Origin of the sequence: Streptomyces sp. NPDC020299, assembly GCF_044387825.1 — a bacterium.
Taxonomy (GTDB): domain Bacteria; phylum Actinomycetota; class Actinomycetes; order Streptomycetales; family Streptomycetaceae; genus Streptomyces.
Window position 1 is genome coordinate 31,979 of sequence record NZ_JBIRWL010000020.1, and the last position, 16,928, is coordinate 48,906.

Annotated in this window: 15 protein-coding genes; 10 read left to right on the plus strand and 5 right to left on the minus strand. The window is 71.7% G+C overall.

Annotated features, from left to right (window positions below):
- The first annotated feature begins 39 nt into the window (after positions 1–39).
- From ACH45E_RS37270 to nudC, 3 genes are all read left to right on the plus strand, one after another.
- Entirely contained in the window at positions 40–3,513 is a 3,474-nt protein-coding gene (locus ACH45E_RS37270) for an ATP-dependent DNA helicase (protein ID WP_361449838.1), read from the plus strand.
- Between the two features lie 10 nt (positions 3,514–3,523).
- Positions 3,524–4,936: a dipeptidase gene (locus tag ACH45E_RS37275; RefSeq protein WP_361449841.1), complete on the plus strand. Its 1,413-nt coding sequence runs from the start codon at positions 3,524–3,526 to the stop codon at positions 4,934–4,936.
- 84 nt (positions 4,937–5,020) lie between these two features.
- On the plus strand, positions 5,021–5,965 hold the full coding sequence (nudC, locus tag ACH45E_RS37280) for an NAD(+) diphosphatase (protein WP_361449844.1): 945 nt from the start codon (positions 5,021–5,023) through the stop codon (positions 5,963–5,965).
- A gap of 69 nt (positions 5,966–6,034) precedes the next feature.
- On the opposite strand, the gene ACH45E_RS37285 is transcribed toward nudC, so the two are convergent.
- Entirely contained in the window at positions 6,035–6,277 is a 243-nt protein-coding gene (locus tag ACH45E_RS37285; protein WP_361449847.1) for a mycoredoxin, read from the minus strand.
- A gap of 182 nt (positions 6,278–6,459) precedes the next feature.
- On the opposite strand from ACH45E_RS37285, the gene ACH45E_RS37290 reads away from it, so the two are divergent.
- The 4 genes from ACH45E_RS37290 to ACH45E_RS37305 all read left to right on the plus strand — a co-directional run bounded on the left by ACH45E_RS37290 (position 6,460) and on the right by ACH45E_RS37305 (position 10,012).
- Entirely contained in the window at positions 6,460–8,646 is a 2,187-nt protein-coding gene (locus ACH45E_RS37290; protein ID WP_361449850.1) for an ATP-dependent DNA helicase UvrD2, read from the plus strand.
- Positions 8,647–8,828: 182 nt separating this feature from the next.
- Positions 8,829–9,149: a hypothetical protein gene (locus tag ACH45E_RS37295; protein WP_361449853.1), complete on the plus strand. Its 321-nt coding sequence runs from the start codon at positions 8,829–8,831 to the stop codon at positions 9,147–9,149.
- A gap of 174 nt (positions 9,150–9,323) precedes the next feature.
- Positions 9,324–9,692: a WhiB family transcriptional regulator gene (locus ACH45E_RS37300; RefSeq protein ID WP_010984500.1), complete on the plus strand. Its 369-nt coding sequence runs from the start codon at positions 9,324–9,326 to the stop codon at positions 9,690–9,692.
- The gene (locus tag ACH45E_RS37305; RefSeq protein ID WP_361449856.1) at positions 9,689–10,012 is read left to right on the plus strand and encodes a hypothetical protein; all 324 of its coding nucleotides are present in this window, start codon (positions 9,689–9,691) and stop codon (positions 10,010–10,012) included. The genes ACH45E_RS37300 and ACH45E_RS37305 overlap by 4 nt, the downstream gene beginning before the upstream one ends.
- Before the next feature lie 107 nt (positions 10,013–10,119).
- On the opposite strand, the gene ACH45E_RS37310 is transcribed toward ACH45E_RS37305, so the two are convergent.
- The 4 genes from ACH45E_RS37310 to ACH45E_RS37325 all read right to left on the minus strand — a co-directional run bounded on the left by ACH45E_RS37310 (position 10,120) and on the right by ACH45E_RS37325 (position 13,572).
- Complete coding sequence (locus ACH45E_RS37310) at positions 10,120–10,464, minus strand: metalloregulator ArsR/SmtB family transcription factor (RefSeq protein WP_361449859.1); 345 nt, start codon at positions 10,462–10,464, stop codon at positions 10,120–10,122.
- Positions 10,461–10,919 carry an SRPBCC domain-containing protein gene (locus tag ACH45E_RS37315; RefSeq protein WP_361449862.1) on the minus strand — a complete coding sequence of 153 codons (459 nt, stop codon included), beginning with the start codon at positions 10,917–10,919 and terminating at the stop codon, positions 10,461–10,463. The genes ACH45E_RS37310 and ACH45E_RS37315 overlap by 4 nt, the downstream gene beginning before the upstream one ends.
- Positions 10,920–11,006: 87 nt before the next feature.
- On the minus strand, positions 11,007–12,365 hold the full coding sequence (locus tag ACH45E_RS37320) for an AarF/ABC1/UbiB kinase family protein (protein WP_361449865.1): 1,359 nt from the start codon (positions 12,363–12,365) through the stop codon (positions 11,007–11,009).
- A complete protein-coding gene (locus ACH45E_RS37325; protein WP_361449867.1) occupies positions 12,358–13,572 on the minus strand; it encodes a TOMM precursor leader peptide-binding protein in 1,215 nt (404 codons plus the stop codon). Before ACH45E_RS37325 ends, ACH45E_RS37320 begins: the two co-directional genes overlap by 8 nt.
- A 249-nt stretch (positions 13,573–13,821) precedes the next feature.
- On the opposite strand from ACH45E_RS37325, the gene ACH45E_RS37330 reads away from it, so the two are divergent.
- From ACH45E_RS37330 to ACH45E_RS37340, 3 genes are all read left to right on the plus strand, one after another.
- Positions 13,822–14,412 (plus strand): M48 family metallopeptidase, encoded by a 591-nt coding sequence (locus ACH45E_RS37330; protein WP_361449870.1) that lies wholly within the window; start codon positions 13,822–13,824, stop codon positions 14,410–14,412.
- Between the two features lie 144 nt (positions 14,413–14,556).
- Positions 14,557–16,227, plus strand: coding sequence for a TerD family protein (locus tag ACH45E_RS37335; RefSeq protein WP_361449873.1), 1,671 nt, complete (start codon positions 14,557–14,559; stop codon positions 16,225–16,227).
- A gap of 11 nt (positions 16,228–16,238) precedes the next feature.
- Complete coding sequence (locus tag ACH45E_RS37340; protein WP_361449876.1) at positions 16,239–16,919, plus strand: AIM24 family protein; 681 nt, start codon at positions 16,239–16,241, stop codon at positions 16,917–16,919.
- The last annotated feature ends 9 nt before the right edge of the window (positions 16,920–16,928 follow it).

Sequence of the window (16,928 nt, forward strand, 5' to 3'; positions counted from 1 at the left end):
GGCACTGACTGTCAGTGCCCGCCGCTAGCCTCTGACGACATGCCCGCCCGTATCAGCGACCCCGAGCAGCTCAAGGAGCTCCTCGGCATCCCGTTCACCCCGGAGCAGATGGCCTGCGTCACCGCACCGCCCGCTCCGCAGGTGATCGTGGCCGGAGCCGGTTCGGGCAAGACCACGGTGATGGCCGCGCGCGTGGTGTGGCTGGTCGGCACCGGCCAGGTCGCCCCCGAACAGGTCCTCGGCCTGACCTTCACCAACAAGGCCGCCGGCGAACTCGCCGAACGCGTCCGCAAGGCCCTGATCAGAGCCGGCGTCACCGACCCCGACATCATCGACCCGGACAACCCGCCCGGCGAACCGGTGATCTCCACCTACCACGCCTTCGCCGGCCGGCTGCTGACCGACCACGGCCTGCGCATCGGTCTCGAACCCACGTCCCGCCTGCTCGCCGACGCCACCCGCTACCAGCTCGCCGCGCGCGTACTGCGGGAGGCGCCCGGCCCATACCCGGCGCTGACCCGCTCCTTCGCCGACCTCGTCAGCGACCTCCTCACCCTCGACGCCGAGCTCGCCGAACACCTCGTACGCCCCGAGGACCTGCGTGCCTGGGACGCCGATCTGCTGCGCACCCTCGCCGGTGCCAAGCTCACCAACGCCGACCTGCGCAAGGTCCCCGAGACGGCCGCCGCCCGGCGCGAACTCGCCGAGCTGGTGCTGCGCTACCGGGGCACCAAGCGCGAGCGGGACCTGCTCGACTTCGGCGACCAGATCGCCCTCTCCGCGGCCCTCGCCCAGCTCCCCGAAGTGGGCCGGGCCCTGCGCGAGGAATTCCGCGTGGTGCTCCTCGACGAGTACCAGGACACCTCGGTGGCCCAGCGCGTCCTCCTGGCGGGCATGTTCGGCGGCGGCACCGGCCACCCGGTGACCGCGGTCGGCGACCCCTGCCAGGCCATCTACGGCTGGCGCGGCGCCTCCGTCGCCAACCTCGACGACTTCCCCGAGCACTTCGCGCACCCCGACGGGCGCCCCGCCACCCGCCAGGCGCTCAGCGAGAACCGCCGCAGCGGCGGCCGCCTCCTCGACCTCGCCAACGGCCTCGCCGAGCCCCTGCGCGCCATGCACGCGGGCGTGGAGGCCCTGCGCCCGGCCCCCGGCGCCGAGCGGGACGGCACGGTCCGCTGCGCCCTGCTGGGCACCCACGCCGAGGAGATCGACTGGGTCGCCGACTCCATCGCCCACCTCGTCCACACGGGGAAGGCGCCCGGCGAGATCGCCGTACTGTGCCGCACGGCGACCGACTTCGCCCAGATCCAGGGCGCCCTCGTCGCCCGGGACATCCCCGTCGAGGTGGTCGGCCTCTCAGGGTTGCTGCACCTGCCCGAGGTCGCCGACCTCGTCGCCGTCTGCGAGGTGCTCCAGGACCCCGGCGCCAACGCCTCCCTGGTCCGCCTGCTGACCGGCCCGCGCTGGCGCATCGGCCCCCGCGACCTCGCCCTGCTGGGGCGGCGCGCCCGCCTGCTCGTGTCCCACGCGCGCGTGGACGCCGAGGACGACCCCGACCGCCGGCTCGCCGAGGCCGTCGAAGGGGTCGACCCGTCCGAGGTGATCTCGCTCGCGGACGCGCTCGACACGTTCCTCGAATCGCCCGTGTCACCCGTGGCCGGCGCCGGGGACGACGACGGGCTGCCCTTCTCGCCCGAGGCACGCGTGCGGTTCGCCCGGCTGGCGGCCGAGCTGCGCGAACTGCGCCGCTCACTGGCCGACCCGCTGATGGACGTCCTGCACCGCGTCCTCACCGTCACCGGCCTGGAGGTGGAGCTCTCGGCCTCCCCGCACGCCCTCGCCGCGCGCCGCCGCGAGACGCTGTCCAACTTCCTGGACATCGCCGCGTCCTTCGCCGCGCACGAGAGCGAGGCGAGCCTGCTGGCCTTCCTCGGCTTCCTGCGTACCGCGGCCCAGTACGAAAAGGGCCTCGACAACGCCCTCCCCGGCGGGGAGAACACCGTCAAGGTGCTCACCGCGCACAAGTCCAAGGGTCTGGAGTGGGACGTCGTCGTCGTCCCCGGCCTGGTCACCGGCACCTTCCCCAGCAGCCAGGGCCGCGAGAAGTGGACCACCCAGGCCAAGGTGCTGCCGCACGGGCTGCGCGGCGACGCCGACACCCTGCCCGACATCGAGACCTGGGACTCCCGGGGCATGAAGGCCTTCCACGAGGCCATGAAGGACCACCAGCACACCGAGGAGCTCCGCCTCGGCTACGTCACCTTCACCCGCCCCCGCTCCCTGCTCCTCGGCTCCGGCCACTGGTGGGGCCCCAGCCAGAAGAAACCCCGCGGCCCGTCCGACTTCCTCATGGCCCTGTACGACCACTGCACCGCAGGGCACGGCGAGATCGAGGCCTGGGCCGACGCACCCGAGGAGGACGAGGAGAACCCCGCGCTCAACCGGGGGACCGCCGACCATGCATGGCCGCTGCCCCTGGACGACGCCGCCCTGACCCGCCGCCGCGCCGCGGCCGAGACCGTCCTCGCCCACCTCGAGACCCTCGCCACCGGGGACGTCGGCCACCCGGCGGCCACCCACGACCCTGACACCCACGACGACCCGGACTGGCCTGCCCCGCCGGACGACGAAGAGCTCGCATACGACGAGCCGCCCCCGCACGACGAACCCGACCCCTTCGAAGAAGATCCGGCCGACTGGGACGCGTGGACCACCGACCGGCCCACGATCCCGCACCAGGCCACGGCACCCGAACCTCCCCTCACCGCCGAACCGTCCCTCACCCCCGAGGAGGCCCGCACCGTAGCCTCCTGGGACCGCGACCTGGACGCCCTCACCGGGGAACTCCTGCGCGCCCGGGAGAGCGTCACGGAGGTCCCCCTGCCGACCACACTGACCGCGTCCCAGCTGCTGCGTCTGACCGCCGACCCCGACGGATTCGCGCAGGAACTCGCGCGCCCCATGCCGCGCCCCCCGCAACCGGCCGCGCGCCGGGGCACCCGATTCCATGCCTGGGTGGAATCCCGCTTCGAAGAGTTGACGCTGCCCATGCTGGAACCCGAGGAGCTGCCCGGCGGCGAGGCGGAGATCGCCGACGAACGCGACCTCGAGGCCCTCAAGGACGCCTTCGAGCGCACCGAGTACGCACGCCGAACGCCCTACCGCGTCGAGGCCCCCTTCCAGATCGCCCTCGCCGGCCGCGTCGTCAGGGGCCGTATCGACGCCGTCTACCGGCATGACGACGGCGTGCGGACCACGTACGAGATCGTCGACTGGAAGACCGGCCGAGGCCGCACCGCCGACCCGCTCCAGCTCGCCGTGTACCGGCTCGCCTGGGCCGAGCAGCAGGGAGTGCCACCGGAGTCGGTCACGGCCGCGTTCCTGTACGTGCGCAGCGGCGAGGTCGTCCGGCCCGCGCATCTGCCCGGGCGGGAGGAACTGGAGAGATCGCTCCTGGGGCAGGCAGAGTGTGACGAACCGCCCGCCGAGGATGCCGGTACGGGCCGATAGGCTCGTGAGCATGAGCCATCCCGTTGACAGTGACGTCAGCGCCGTCCGCGCGTACATCGAGCAGCACCGCGCCGCCTTCCTCGACGACCTCGCCGAGTGGCTGCGCATCCCTTCCGTGTCGGCCCAGCCCGACCACGCGCACGATGTACGCCGCAGCGCCGACTGGCTCGCCGCCAAGCTCACGGAGACCGGCTTCCCGACCGCCGAGGTCTGGGAGACCCCGGGCGCCCCCGCGGTCTTCGCGGAGTGGCCCGCCGCGGACCCACAGGCGCCGACCGTCCTCGTCTACGGCCACCACGACGTCCAGCCCGCCGCCCGCGAGGACGGCTGGGACAGCGGGCCCTTCGAACCCGTCGTCCGCGGAAACCGCCTCTACGCGCGCGGGGCGGCGGACGACAAGGGCCAGGTGTTCTTCCACACACTCGGCGTCCGCGCCCACCTCGCCGCCACCGGCCGCACCGCCCCCGCCGTCCACCTCAAGCTCCTGATCGAGGGCGAGGAGGAGTCCGGCTCCCCGCACTTCCGGGCCCTCGCCGAGGAGCACGCGGACCGCCTCGCCGCCGACGCCGTGATCGTCTCCGACACCGGCATGTGGGCCGAGGACACCCCCACCGTCTGCACCGGCATGCGCGGCCTCGCCGAATGCGAGATCCATCTGTACGGCCCCGACCAGGACATCCACTCCGGCTCCTTCGGCGGTGCCGTCCCCAACCCGGCGACCGCCGCCGCCCGCCTGGTCGCCGCCCTGCACGACGAGCACGCGCGCGTGGCCGTCCCCGGCTTCTACGACGGCATCGTCGAGCTCACCGACCGCGAGCGCGCCCTCTTCGCCGAACTCCCCTTCGACGAGCAGAGGTGGCTGCACACCGCCAAGTCGTACGCCACCCACGGCGAGGCCGGACACACCACCCTGGAGCGCATCTGGGCGCGCCCCACCGCCGAGGTCAACGGCATCGGTGGCGGCTACCAGGGCCCCGGCAGCAAGACGATCATCCCGTCCACGGCCATGGTGAAGCTCTCCTTCCGCCTGGTCGCCGGGCAGGACCCGGACCAGGTGGAGAAGGCGGTGCGGGCCTGGGCCGCCGACCAGGTGCCCGCAGGCATCCGGCACGAGATCACCTTCGGCTCGGCCACCCGCCCGTGCCTGACCCCGCTGGACCACCCCGCACTGCAGTCCGTGGTCCGCGCCATGGGCCGCGCGTTCCAGCAGCCCGTCCGCTTCACCCGCGAGGGCGGCTCCGGGCCCGCGGCCGACCTCCAGGAGGTCCTCGGCGCACCCGTGCTCTTCCTGGGCATCTCGGTCCCCTCCGACGGCTGGCACGCCCCGAACGAGAAGGTGGAGCTCGACCTCCTCCTCAAGGGCGTCGAGACCAGCGCCTACCTGTGGGGGGACCTCGCCGAGCACTGGCGCCATGCGCCCTGACCGCCCCACGTCGTTTCCCGCCCTATGTCCCGTTGAACCGCCCGCCGACACACATCCGTTCCACCGGGGGAGTTGGAAGCACCCGTGACCACCTGGACCGACCACACCGCCGACCGACCCATCTCGCTCACCGCCCCGAGCGGCATCGACCGCGCCGCACACCACCGGCTCGACGAGGCCTGGCTCGCCGCGGCATGGAGCCACCCCACGACCCGCTGCTTCGTGGTCTCCGGCGGTCAGGTCCTCATCGACGAGACGGCGGACGGCCGGACCGAACTCGTCATGACCCCCTCCTTCGAGGCGCCGCTCACCGAGGCACACCGCTACTTCCTCGGCATCGACGAGGAAGGCGTCAGCTACTTCGCGCTCCAGAAGGACTCGCTGCCCGGCCGCATCGACCAGTCCGCGCGCCCGGCGGGCCTGCGCGAGGCGGGCCTGCTGCTCTCCGCGCGCGACACGGGCCTCATGGTGCACGCGGTCGGACTGGAGAACTGGCAGCGCACCCACCGCTTCTGCTCCCGCTGCGGCGAACGCACGGTCATCGCCGCCGCCGGCCACATCCGCCGCTGCGCGGCCTGCGGCGCCGAGCACTACCCGCGCACCGACCCCGCCGTGATCATGGCCGTCACCGACCAGGAGGACCGCATCCTGCTCGGCCGCCAGGTCCACTGGCCCGAGGGCCGCTTCTCCACGCTGGCCGGCTTCGTCGAGCCCGGCGAGTCCATCGAGCAGTCGGTGCGCCGCGAGGTCCAGGAAGAGGTCGGCATCAACGTCGGCCAGGTCGAGTACGTCGCCAGCCAGCCCTGGCCCTTCCCGTCCAGCCTCATGCTGGGCTTCATGGCCCGCGCCACCTCGACCGACATCGACGTCGACGGCGACGAGATCCACGAGGCCCGCTGGTTCTCCCGCGAGGAGCTGCGCGCGGCCTTCGAATCCGGCGAGGTGCTGCCCCCGTACGGCATCTCCATCGCCGCCCGCCTGATCGAGCTCTGGTACGGCAAGCCGCTGCCGACGCGCAGCTTCGTGTGAGCCGCAGCATGTGAAAGGGCGGTACCCGAGAGGCCCCGGGTACCGCCCTTTTCGGCTGCCGCGCTGTGCTCAGGCGCTGATCTTCTGCTTCACCTGGGCCAGCGACGGGTTCGTCAGCGTCGAGCCGTCGGCGAAGAGCACCGTCGGGACCGTCTGGTTTCCGCCATTCGCCTTCTCGACGAACGCCGCGGACTCCGGGTCCTGCTCGATGTTGATCTCGGTGTACGCAATGCCCTCGCGGTCCATCTGGCTCTTCAGCCGGCGGCAGTAGCCGCACCACGTGGTGCTGTACATCGTCACAGTGCCCTGCATCTCGCTCGCGCTCCTCTGGCAGCTCGGGGAAGGTCGTCCAGGGAGGGAACGCACGCGACCGGGCCACCATTCCCACAGGGGGTATGCGGCCCGACGTGACGCCTGCCGCATTAGTACGACTGCGGGGTCTTCCCTGTGGACAACCGTCCCAGCCGTCTCCGGCGACCTGGCAGCATGGCCATGTGACAGCAGCAACGCACTCCACCCTTTTCCCGCAGGTACCGGACTCTGCCGACGCGGTGCTCGAAGGGCTCGACCCCGAGCAGCGCGAGGTGGCCACCGCCCTGCACGGTCCGGTGTGCGTGCTGGCGGGCGCCGGCACGGGCAAGACCCGGGCGATCACCCACCGCATCGCCTATGGGGTGCGCGCCGGGGTTCTCCAGCCCTCCAGCGTGCTCGCCGTCACCTTCACCAACCGCGCCGCCGGCGAGATGCGCGGCCGGCTCCGCCAGCTCGGCGCGCACGGCGTCCAGGCCCGCACCTTCCACTCCGCCGCGCTGCGGCAGCTCCAGTACTTCTGGCCGAAAGCGATCGGTGGCTCCATGCCCCGGCTCGTGGACCGCAAGATCCAGCTCGTCGCGGACGCCGCCGCCGCCTGCCGCATCCGCCTCGACCGGGGCGAGCTGCGGGACGTCACCGCCGAGATCGAGTGGTCCAAGGTCACCCAGACCGTGCCCGCCGACTACGCGCTCGCCGCCGCCAAGGCCGGCCGCGCGGCCCCCCGCGATCCGGCCGAGGTCGCCCAGCTCTACTCCGTCTACGAGGACCTCAAGCGTGACCGCGCGGTCATCGACTTCGAGGACGTCCTGCTGCTGACGGTCGCCGTCCTCCAGGACCGCAACGACATCGCCGACCAGGTCCGCTCCCAGTACCAGCACTTCGTGGTCGACGAGTACCAGGACGTCAGCCCCCTCCAGCAGCGCCTCCTGGAGCTGTGGCTCGGCGAGCGGGACAGCCTCTGCGTCGTCGGGGACGCCAACCAGACGATCTACTCCTTCACCGGTGCCACCCCCGACCACCTCCTCGACTTCCGCACCCGGCACCCCGGTGCCACGGTGGTCAAACTGGTCCGCGACTACCGCTCCACCCCCCAGGTCGTCCGCCTCGCCAACGGTCTGCTCGCCCAGGCGCACGGCCGGGCCGCCGACCACCGGCTGGAACTGGTCTCCCAGCGGGCCCCCGGCCCCGAGCCCGGCTACGCCGAGTACGCCGACGAGCCCGCCGAGGCCGAAGGCGCCGCCCGCCGTGTCCGCGAGCTCATCGACGCGGGCGTCCCGGCCGCCGAGATCGCCATCCTGTTCCGCACGAACGCCCAGTCCGAGACCTACGAGCAGGCCCTCGCCGACGTCGCGGTCCCGTACCAGCTGCGCGGCGCCGAGCGCTTCTTCGACCGTCCCGAGGTCCGCAAGGCGGGCGTCGCGCTGCGTGGCGCGGCCCGCTTCGGCGGCAACGACTCCCTCCTGGACGACGTCGTGACCCTGCCGTCCCAGGTGCGTGCGGTGCTCTCCGGCGAGGGCTGGACCAGCGAGCCCCCGGCCGGCTCCGGCGCCGTCAGGGAGCGCTGGGAGTCGCTGGCCGCGCTGGTCAACCTCGCCCAGGACTTCGCCGCCGCCAGACCCGACGCCACACTCGGGGACTTCGTCGCCGAACTCGACGAGCGGGCGGGCGCCCAGCACGCCCCGACCGTCCAGGGAGTCACCCTCGCCTCGCTGCACTCCGCCAAGGGCCTGGAGTGGGACGTCGTCTTCCTGGTCGGTGTCGCCGAGGGCATGATGCCGATCACCTACGCGAAGACGGAGGAGCAGATCGAGGAGGAGCGGCGCCTGCTCTACGTAGGCGTGACCCGCGCCAGAGAACGGCTCCACGTCTCCTGGGCACTGGCTCGATCGCCCGGCGGCCGCCCCGTCCGCCGGCCCAGCCGCTTCCTGGACGGCCTGCGCCCCGGCTCGTCCGCCTCCCTCGGCCGGCCGGCCGCCGGGGCCGGGGCCTTCGGGGGCGTCGAGCGCGGCGCGGTGTACGGCGCCACGGCAGCGGCCCCGCGGCGGACCCAGCGCACCCCGGCCCGCTGCCGGGTGTGCGGCCGCACGCTCACCGACGCGGGCGAGATGAAGCTGATGCGCTGTGAGGACTGCCCCTCCGACATGGACGAGGGTCTCTACGAGCGACTGCGCGAGTGGCGCGCGGAGCAGGCCCGGAGCAGCGGACAGCCGCCGTTCTGCGTTTTCACCGACAAGACGCTGATGGCCATCGCCGAGACCGTCCCCGAGGACGACGGGGAGCTGGCCCGCATCCCCGGCGTCGGCGTGCGCAAGCTCAACCGCTACGGAGCCGATGTCCTGGCCATCTGCGCAGGCCAGCAGGCTGATTGAGACAGTGAGGGTGGCTGATGCGAACTCGTCGAAAAAATAGTTTGCGCATGCCCCGGCAATCCCCATAGGTTCTAGGCACGGAAGCGGCGGCCTTCTCCAAAGCCCTGATTCCGTGATGTACTTGCATATCCGAACGGGCTGGTTCACCCCAGTCCCTGAGACGCCGAGAGGAGGCGAGTCCAGTGATCAGCATCAACACCAGCACCATCAGCACGGCCAAACTGACCGATCGCTCGGCCGTCTCCCTGTGCATGCTCGGCGTCTCGAACCTGGGCACCGGTCTGTCCGGCATCTCCGCCGTGCGTCCGGCGTCCTCCGTTGCCATCGCGGGCCTTCCCGTCCATGAGCGCAATGAGCGACCGACCAAGGCACTGGAAGCAGTAGAGGCACAGGCCCAGGCCTATGCCTTTGCGGCAGCCGGTGCCGGATTCCGGAAGCAGACGACGCAGCACCACCTGATGTGGGCCTTCCGTGGGCCAGAACCCTGGAGTGATCCAGCCTGATCGCCGATCAGGCCGGCGCCTTCAGGGCCGCGGAACCCCACCCGGGATCCGCGGCCCTTCTGTTTTCCCCGAACGGGGAGAGCGGAACGAAGGGGCCTCGGGACAAGAAAAGAACCCGGTACCAAGCCGACACCCGGTCAACAGGCCGGACCGACCAGACGAGGAAGACGAACCGTGCAACTCGAAGCGCACGCCCCGTCCGTACCGCCTTCCGAAACGATCCCCCCGCCCGGCCTCACGGAGGACTCCACCTTGATCCCGCTCACCGCGCTCACCGCGCTCGACGACGCCATCGAGAACCTCGGCGTGCCCGTCCCGTGCCGTTCCTACGACCCGGAGGTCTTCTTCGCCGAGTCGCCGGCGGACGTCGAGTACGCCAAATCCCTCTGCCGTACCTGCCCGCTGATCGAGGCCTGCCTCGCCGGGGCCAAGGAGCGGCGCGAGCCCTGGGGCGTCTGGGGTGGCGAGCTGTTCGTCCAGGGTGTCGTCGTCGCCCGGAAGCGGCCGCGTGGCCGCCCGCGCAAGAACCCGGTCACGGCATGAACACCGCAGGAACGATCGACCGCCCCCTCACGCACGACCCCAAGAAGCAGGCCCCGATGAAGCCGTCCACCAGCGAGCCCACCGGCTCCGCGACTCCAGACTTCTCCACCACCGGCGCGACCGACTCGCGTCAGAACAGGACCCGAGAGATGCAACTCATCCCAGAAGCCCTGGCTCGTGCGCATATGCACGAGCGACTGCATGAGGCCGAGCGGGAACGCCAGTCAGTACGCCTGGTGACCGCCCGCCGGATGCAGCGCCGGGCCGAGCGCGCCTCGCTGCGCGCCCGCCGTGCGCTCGCCATGGCGGTCATGCAGTAACCGATCACACCTGAAGCGGTGGCCTCCCCGGCACGGGAGGCGGTAGCTCCCCGCGGGGGCCGGTCCGTCCGAACGGACCGGCCCCCGCGGTGCGTTGTGGCGGAGTTTCAGGGTCCCGGAGTCTCTTCCGCCAACTCCTTGATCGCCCGCAGACGGTGCTCCCACTGGGTGGCCAGCGCGTCCATCCAGCGTGTAGCCCGTTTCATGGGGTGCAATTCGGCTTCGTAGCGGACCTCGCGTCCGGTGCGGTGGGCGCGGACGAGCCCGGCGCGGTCGAGGACGGCCAGGTGTTTGGCGACCGCCTGCCGTGTGACGGGCAGCCCTGCCGCCAGCGACGTCGAGGTGGTGCCGCCCTGTCCGGCAAGGGTGGCCAGGATCTGACGACGGATCGGGTCGGCCAGGGCCACCAGGATGTCCTCAGGGGCCCCTTCGGGGTCGGTGCTGGGGGTCATGTCGTGTCGTGCTCGCAGTCCGTGCGCAGGTGGTCGAGTTTGCCGGGCCAGTTCCCGCTGTTCGCGCGGTGGCGGACGGCTGCCTCCTCGCCCGGCAGCCCGAGCCGCGCGAAGCCGCTTTCGACCATGGTGAGCCGGGTGGCTCCGGTGGAGTTCACCGCGGTCAGGGTGAACTCGACCAGGGTGGCATTGGTGTCGTCCGGCTCCTCTCCGGCCGCGCCCTGGGACCAGCGCCAGGACAGGGCGCGCGGCGGCTCGACCCGCTCGATGCGGGCGGGAATGGTGCCGTGCGCGCCATGATCGAAGAGCAGCAGACCACCGGGGCGCAGATCGATCTTGACCGGTTGCCCGTTGCCGAACCAGCGACCGAGGAAGGCGGGCTCGGTGAGCACCGACCAGACCCGTGCCGGCGAGGCGTTGATCACTATGCCGCGTTCGATCGTGTTGGGAACCATGGCAACCTCTTCTCGTCCGGAAGTGCTACCTAAAGGTTGCACACCAGGACCTCATGTGCAACTAGATAGTTGCGCATTGCCCATCGCTCACGCCTCCGCCGCCGGCTCCTCCGTCTCTTCCTCGGACTCGACGAACCCCGGCAGCCACTCCTGCAGCTCCTCGCGGAGCCGTACCGTCGCCCCCAGCTGGCACAGGACCCCGATGGTGCTCAGAGTCACCCGGTGTATGAGGAGGTATGCGGGGGGCAGGTTGAGCTGTTTGCCCAGCTGGTAGGCGGGGGAGCGGGGGTCGGCGATGCGGGCCGCCTGGCTGCGCATCCAGGAGCGGGTGAAGGTGAACTCGTCCGCCCGGGCCGGCTCGATGATCGGCAGGAGGTAATCCAGGACCGCGTCCGGATCCAGCTCTATGGACTCCTTGACGAAGCCCTCGGTGCACAGCAGTTCGTAGACCTCCTCGGCCCTGCCCTCCAGGGTCATTCGCAGGGAGTCGCCGATCGGAGTCGGCAGGCCCCCCGGGAGGCGGTCGACGGTACCGAAGTCCAGGACGCCCAGGCGCCAGCTGTCCTCGCCGTCGGGCAGCAGGCGGAAGTTGCCCGGATGCGGGTCGGCGTGCAGCAGGCCCGTGCGGGCCGGGCCGGAGAACAGGAAGCGGGCCAGGAGCTGGCCGGCGCGGTCGCGCTGCTCCGTGCTGCCGTCCGAGATCACTTCCGAGAGCGGGATGCCGTCGATCCACTCCGTGACCAGCACCTGATCGCACTGGTGCACCACCGCAGGGACCACGACGTCGGGGTCGTCCGTGAACTCCTCCGCGTGGGCCTGCTGGGCCTGCGCCTCCAGGCCGTAGTCCAGCTCCTCGGAGACGCGGTCCCGCAGTTCCGTGATCAGCGGCTTGATGTCCATGCCGGGGATGAGCGGGCCCAGCAGACGGGCGAAACGGCTCAACTGGTTCAGGTCGGACAGGAGGGCTTCGCCCGCGCCGGGATACTGCACCTTGACTGCCACTTCGCGGCCGTCGTGCCACAGCCCACGGTGCACCTGCCCGATCGAGGCCGCCGCCGCGGGCTTGTCCTCGAACTCCAGGAACAGCTCACGCCACTGCGGCCCCAGCCGCTCCTCCAGCACCGAGTGCACCGTACGGGTCGGCATCGGCGGAGCCGCGTCCTGCAGCTTCGTCAGGGCGGCCCGGTAGGGGCCGGCGATCTCCTCGGGCAGGGCCGACTCGAAGACGGACATCGCCTGCCCGAACTTCATGGCCCCGCCCTTGAGCTCGCCGAGGACCTTGAACAGCTGCTCGGCCGTCCGCTGTTGCAGCTCACGGCCGACGATCTCCGCCGACTCGCCCACGATCCGCTTGCCCAGGCCCCAGGTGGCCCGCCCGGCGAAGCCGAGCGGGAGCGCGGCGAGCTTGGCGGTCCGGGTGACCGCCTTCCGGGGAAGATCAGACATGAGCCCTCCAAGTCCCAGTCGGCCGCGCCGCGTCTTCTGTGCTTCGTCGATTCGTCGACGGCCGTTGCACCGCCATTGTCTCGTGCGGCTCCCCGTTCGTGGAGAAGTGTGACTCTTTACCTCTGTCCGCGGCCCCGCACGGGCATGCCGGATGTGCCCAGACCGGCCGGGCGTGCCAGTTCAGGCCGGGTACGGAGACCTCCCAGCGTGCCCCCGCGCTCGACGGTGATCCACCGTCCAGGAAGGCCAGGGCGTGCGCGGCCGCGAGTCCCGCGACCGTCGTCGCCAGGGCCAGGTCGCACGGCGGCACCGGCCGGGCCCTCCCGGAACGCCACTGCGCGACCAGGCGGGGCCAGGCCGGGTCCCGGTCCGTACGGCCCTCGTGCAGGCACCCGGCGCAGCCCGTCTCGCCGGGCAGGACGAGTGGGCCCGCGATGCCGGTTCCCTCCACGACACCCGCATACAGATGAGGCGTCCCGGAGGCCATCAGGGGCTCGGCCGTGGACGGGTCGGGGGCGTACACGGTCACATCGTCCCGAGGGGTGAGGAGCACCAGGGAGAAGCCCGGCTCACCGCTCTCCGACGGTGACCGCCGGCCACGACGCGGCGGCCGCCCCGGGGCCGCTCCGCGCACCGCCTGTCGCGCGGCCTCCGTCCGGCGCTCGCCGACGGACTCGACCGGCAACCCGCCCGGCCCCACGTCCCACGGCTCGACACATCCGACGTCACGCACGTCCACCTCGCCGACGCCCGCACCCGACAGCAGCGAGGCCAGGAGGGCACCGACCCGGCCGGTGCCCCTGATCTGCACGCGCTGCGAGCGGCGGGCCGCCAGCCGGGCGATCGCCTCTCCCGGCTCGGACGCGGTCAGCGACAGGGACGCCAGGTCCGGTCGCAGCCGGTCGAGGATGTCCGGCTTTGCGCGCAGCGCGTCGGCACCCGCCCCGCCCCCCTGTGCGTCGTCCAGGAGACCCGCTCCCGTCAGTTGCCGCACGAGCCCGTCGACATGGCCGTCGGGCAGGTCCATACGGCGTCCCTCCTCGCGCAGAAGAGGCAGCCCGCGAGTGCCGTTGAGCAGGTCCAGGAAACTGCCGGTCGCCGTGTCCATCGGACCGAGTGTCATCGCGTGCGCCGGAGTCATCCCGAACTGCACGGTATTGAGGTCGCGCCAGCCGCGCCGCAGCGCGGGTTTCACCATCGGATGCATCACAGGCCCCCGTAGTCCTGGAAAAGTCCCGAACGTCTTCCCGTGCGGTGGAGCCGGTCGCGCTCCATCGACGGGTGCCAGCATGCCCGGTCCGGCGGGCGAGTGCCCCAAGTTGTCCACAAGCGGCGCGGTTCGTCATATAATTCTCCCGCCCGTAGCGGTCGTACGAATCAAACGCGTGGCGGGGGATCGGCCGGGAACCCTTCCGGACCCGGGACTTCCCGCATGCGCACCGGGTAACGTCGGGGCGTGCCCGCCGACCCACTGCACCGCGCCGGAAAGCCACTGCGCAGCACGACGAGCCAGCCGCCGAGCGGCTCGGGGGCGAGCGCGATCGAGGTCCGCAGGAGCACCCGGCGACGCCGGACGGTCTCCGCGTACCGCGAGGGCGATCGCACCGTAGTACTGATCCCTGCCCGGATGTCCGAGGCGGAGGAGCAGCGCTGGGTGACCGTCATGCTCGACAAACTGGCGGCCCAGGAGAGCAAGCGGGTACTGGACGACACCGAACTGGCCGAGCGTGCGCAGCGGCTGTCGGCCCAGTACCTCGGCGGCCGGGCCCGGCCTGCCACCGTGCGCTGGGTCACCAACCAGAACACGCGCTGGGGCTCGTGCACCCCGGCCGAGGGCAGCATCCGGCTCTCGCACCGGCTGCAGGGCATGCCCGAGTACGTCGTCGACTACGTCCTCCTCCACGAACTCGCACACCTGCTCGTACCCGGCCATGGCCCGCGCTTCTGGCAGCTGCTGGAGGCCTACCCGCGCACCGAAAGGGCCCGCGGTTACCTCGAAGGAGTGGTGGCCGCCGAGCGGTTGCCTCATGTGCCCGGTACGAGATGAGTTGACCGGCCGGTGTGCCGCGATCCCCGCGGGGACGCCGACCACGGTTGTGTACCGGGTCTGTACCGACTTCGTCCGGTCTCGGGGTTTGCCGTTAGCCTGGCGCGACGCACTCACATTCGGGATGGGGGACGGTCGTAACGCATGGCCAGGGAATTCCAACGGGGCCACAAGGCCAGGATCAGTGACCTCACGGCGGGCACCGATCTGTACGTAGGCGTGCAGATCTCCGCCCCCGGGCTGACCTTCAACATCAGCTGCTTCGGTCTCGACGCCGACGAACGTCTCTCCGACGACCGGTACTTCATCTTCTTCAACCAGCCGAAGTCCCCCGAGGAGGCCGTCCAGCTCCTGGGCGCGCAGGCGGGTGACACGGAATCCTTCCGGATCACGCTGGACCGTGTCCCGCCGCAGATCCAGAAGCTGTCGTTCACGGCGACCGTCGACGGCGTCGGCCAGATGTCGCAGGTCGGCCCCGGATACCTGCGCATCGTTGCGGGTGGCGAGGAGGTGGCCCGGTACTCGTTCGACGGATCGGAGTTCTCCACCGAACGGGCCGTGATGCTGGGCGACTTCTACCTGAAGGACGTGTGGCGGTTCGCCGCCGTCGGACAGGGCTTCGACGGCGGCCTCGACGCGCTGCTGAAGAACTTCGGTGGCGAGGTGCTCGAGGAGGAGGCGCCCGCCGCCCCGCAGCAGCCGCAGACCGGGGCCGCGCCCGGCTTCGCCCCGCCCGCCCAGACCCCCGCGCCACCCGCGTTCGGCGTCCCGGCCGCACCCGCTCCGGCACCCGTGCCGCAGCCCGCTCCGGCACCCGCCCCGCAGGGCTTCACGCCGCCGCCCGCGGCCCCCCAGCCCCCGGCTCCGGCACCCGCGCCCAACGTGCATGCCGCGCCGACCGTCATCGCCCCCCTGACCCCGCCCACCGGCCCGGTCCCGCCGCCGGCCCCGGCCCCCCAGTTCGGCCGGCCCGCCGCCCCGAGCGCGCCCCCGCCCCCCGGCTACGGCCAGCCGCAGGCCCCGCACGCTCCGACCCCGCCACCGGGCTACGGCCAGCCCACACCGCCCCCCGGCTACGGCCAGCAGCCGCCGTTCGGCCAGGTCCCGGGCCAGCAGACCGCGCCGTACGGCGTGCCCCAGGGCGCCCCCCAGGGCGCCGGTGTCAGCGCCGCGCTCCAGCAGTTCAAGGAGACGCCCACCGGGCAGCGCTGGACGCAGCAGAACAAGAAGCTCATCCGCGTCGACCTCGGCATCGGCGGCCACCCCGTGCTCGCCCGCCAGGGCAGCATGGTGCTCTACCAGGGCAAGGTCGACTTCAGCTACAAGGGCGCGGGCTTCGCCGGACGGATCGTCGGCAACGCGACCGGCCAGGAGATGCAGCTGATGCGCTGCACCGGCCAGGGCCAGGTGTTCCTCGCCGAGAACTCCACCCACCTGCACCCGGTCGAACTCCAGGGCGACGCGATCTGTGTCTCCGCCGAGAACGTCCTCGCCTTCGACGAGAGCCTGCAGTACGAGGTCCGCCGCATCGAGGGCCACGGCATCCCCGGCGGCGCCCTGTTCACCATGCAGTTCCAGGGCACCGGCACGATCGTCGTCAAGACGCACGGCACCCCCGTCGTCCTGCCGGTCACGCCGACCACGTTCGCCGACTGCAACGCGGTGGTCGCCTGGTCGGCCGCCTCCCAGGTGATCGTCTCCAGCCAGGTGCGCATGCGCCGCAACGCCTATCCCGGCGACACCGGGGAGAGCGTCAACCTGCAGTTCCGGGGCGCGCCCGGGAACTTCATCGTCGTCCAGCCGTACGAGGTCTGAGGGAGCCCGTCATGAACCAGCAGCTCGCGGGCTACGCCCCCGCCCCCGTCACCGCCCGCATGGAGAACCACGGCAACCACATGCTGAAGGTCGCCATGCAGACCGGGAACGACCTCCTCGCGCGCGTGGGCTCGATGGTCGCCTACGAGGGCTTCATCCAGTACGAGCCCAACCCGCCGGCCGTGCGCCAGATCGCCCGCGACTGGATCACCGGCGAGGGCGCCCCCCTGATGAAGTGCACCGGGGACGGTCTGCTCTACCTCGCCGACTACGGCGCCGACGTCGTCGTGATCAATCTCAACGGCGACGGCATCTCCGTCAACGCCACCAACCTGCTCGCCTTCGACGCCCATCTCACCTGGGGCGTCGAGCGGGTCAAGGGCCTGGCGAAGTTCGCCGGTCAGGGCATGTGGAACACGAAGATCTCCGGCCAGGGCTGGGTCGCCCTGACCTCGCGGGGCAAGCCGATCGTCGTCGACTGCGGCGGCGGCGAGGACGAGACGTACGTCGACCCGGACGCGCTCGTCGCCTGGTCCCCGAACCTCAAGGTCAAGGGCAAGCGCAGCTTCAAGGCCCAGTCGCTCATCGGCCGGGGCAGCGGCGAGGCGTACCAGATGGCCTTCTCCGGCCAGGGCATCGTCGTCGTCCAGCCCAGCGAGGACAGCACCGACCGCCTCCGGTTCCGGGGCTGAGGGGGAGCA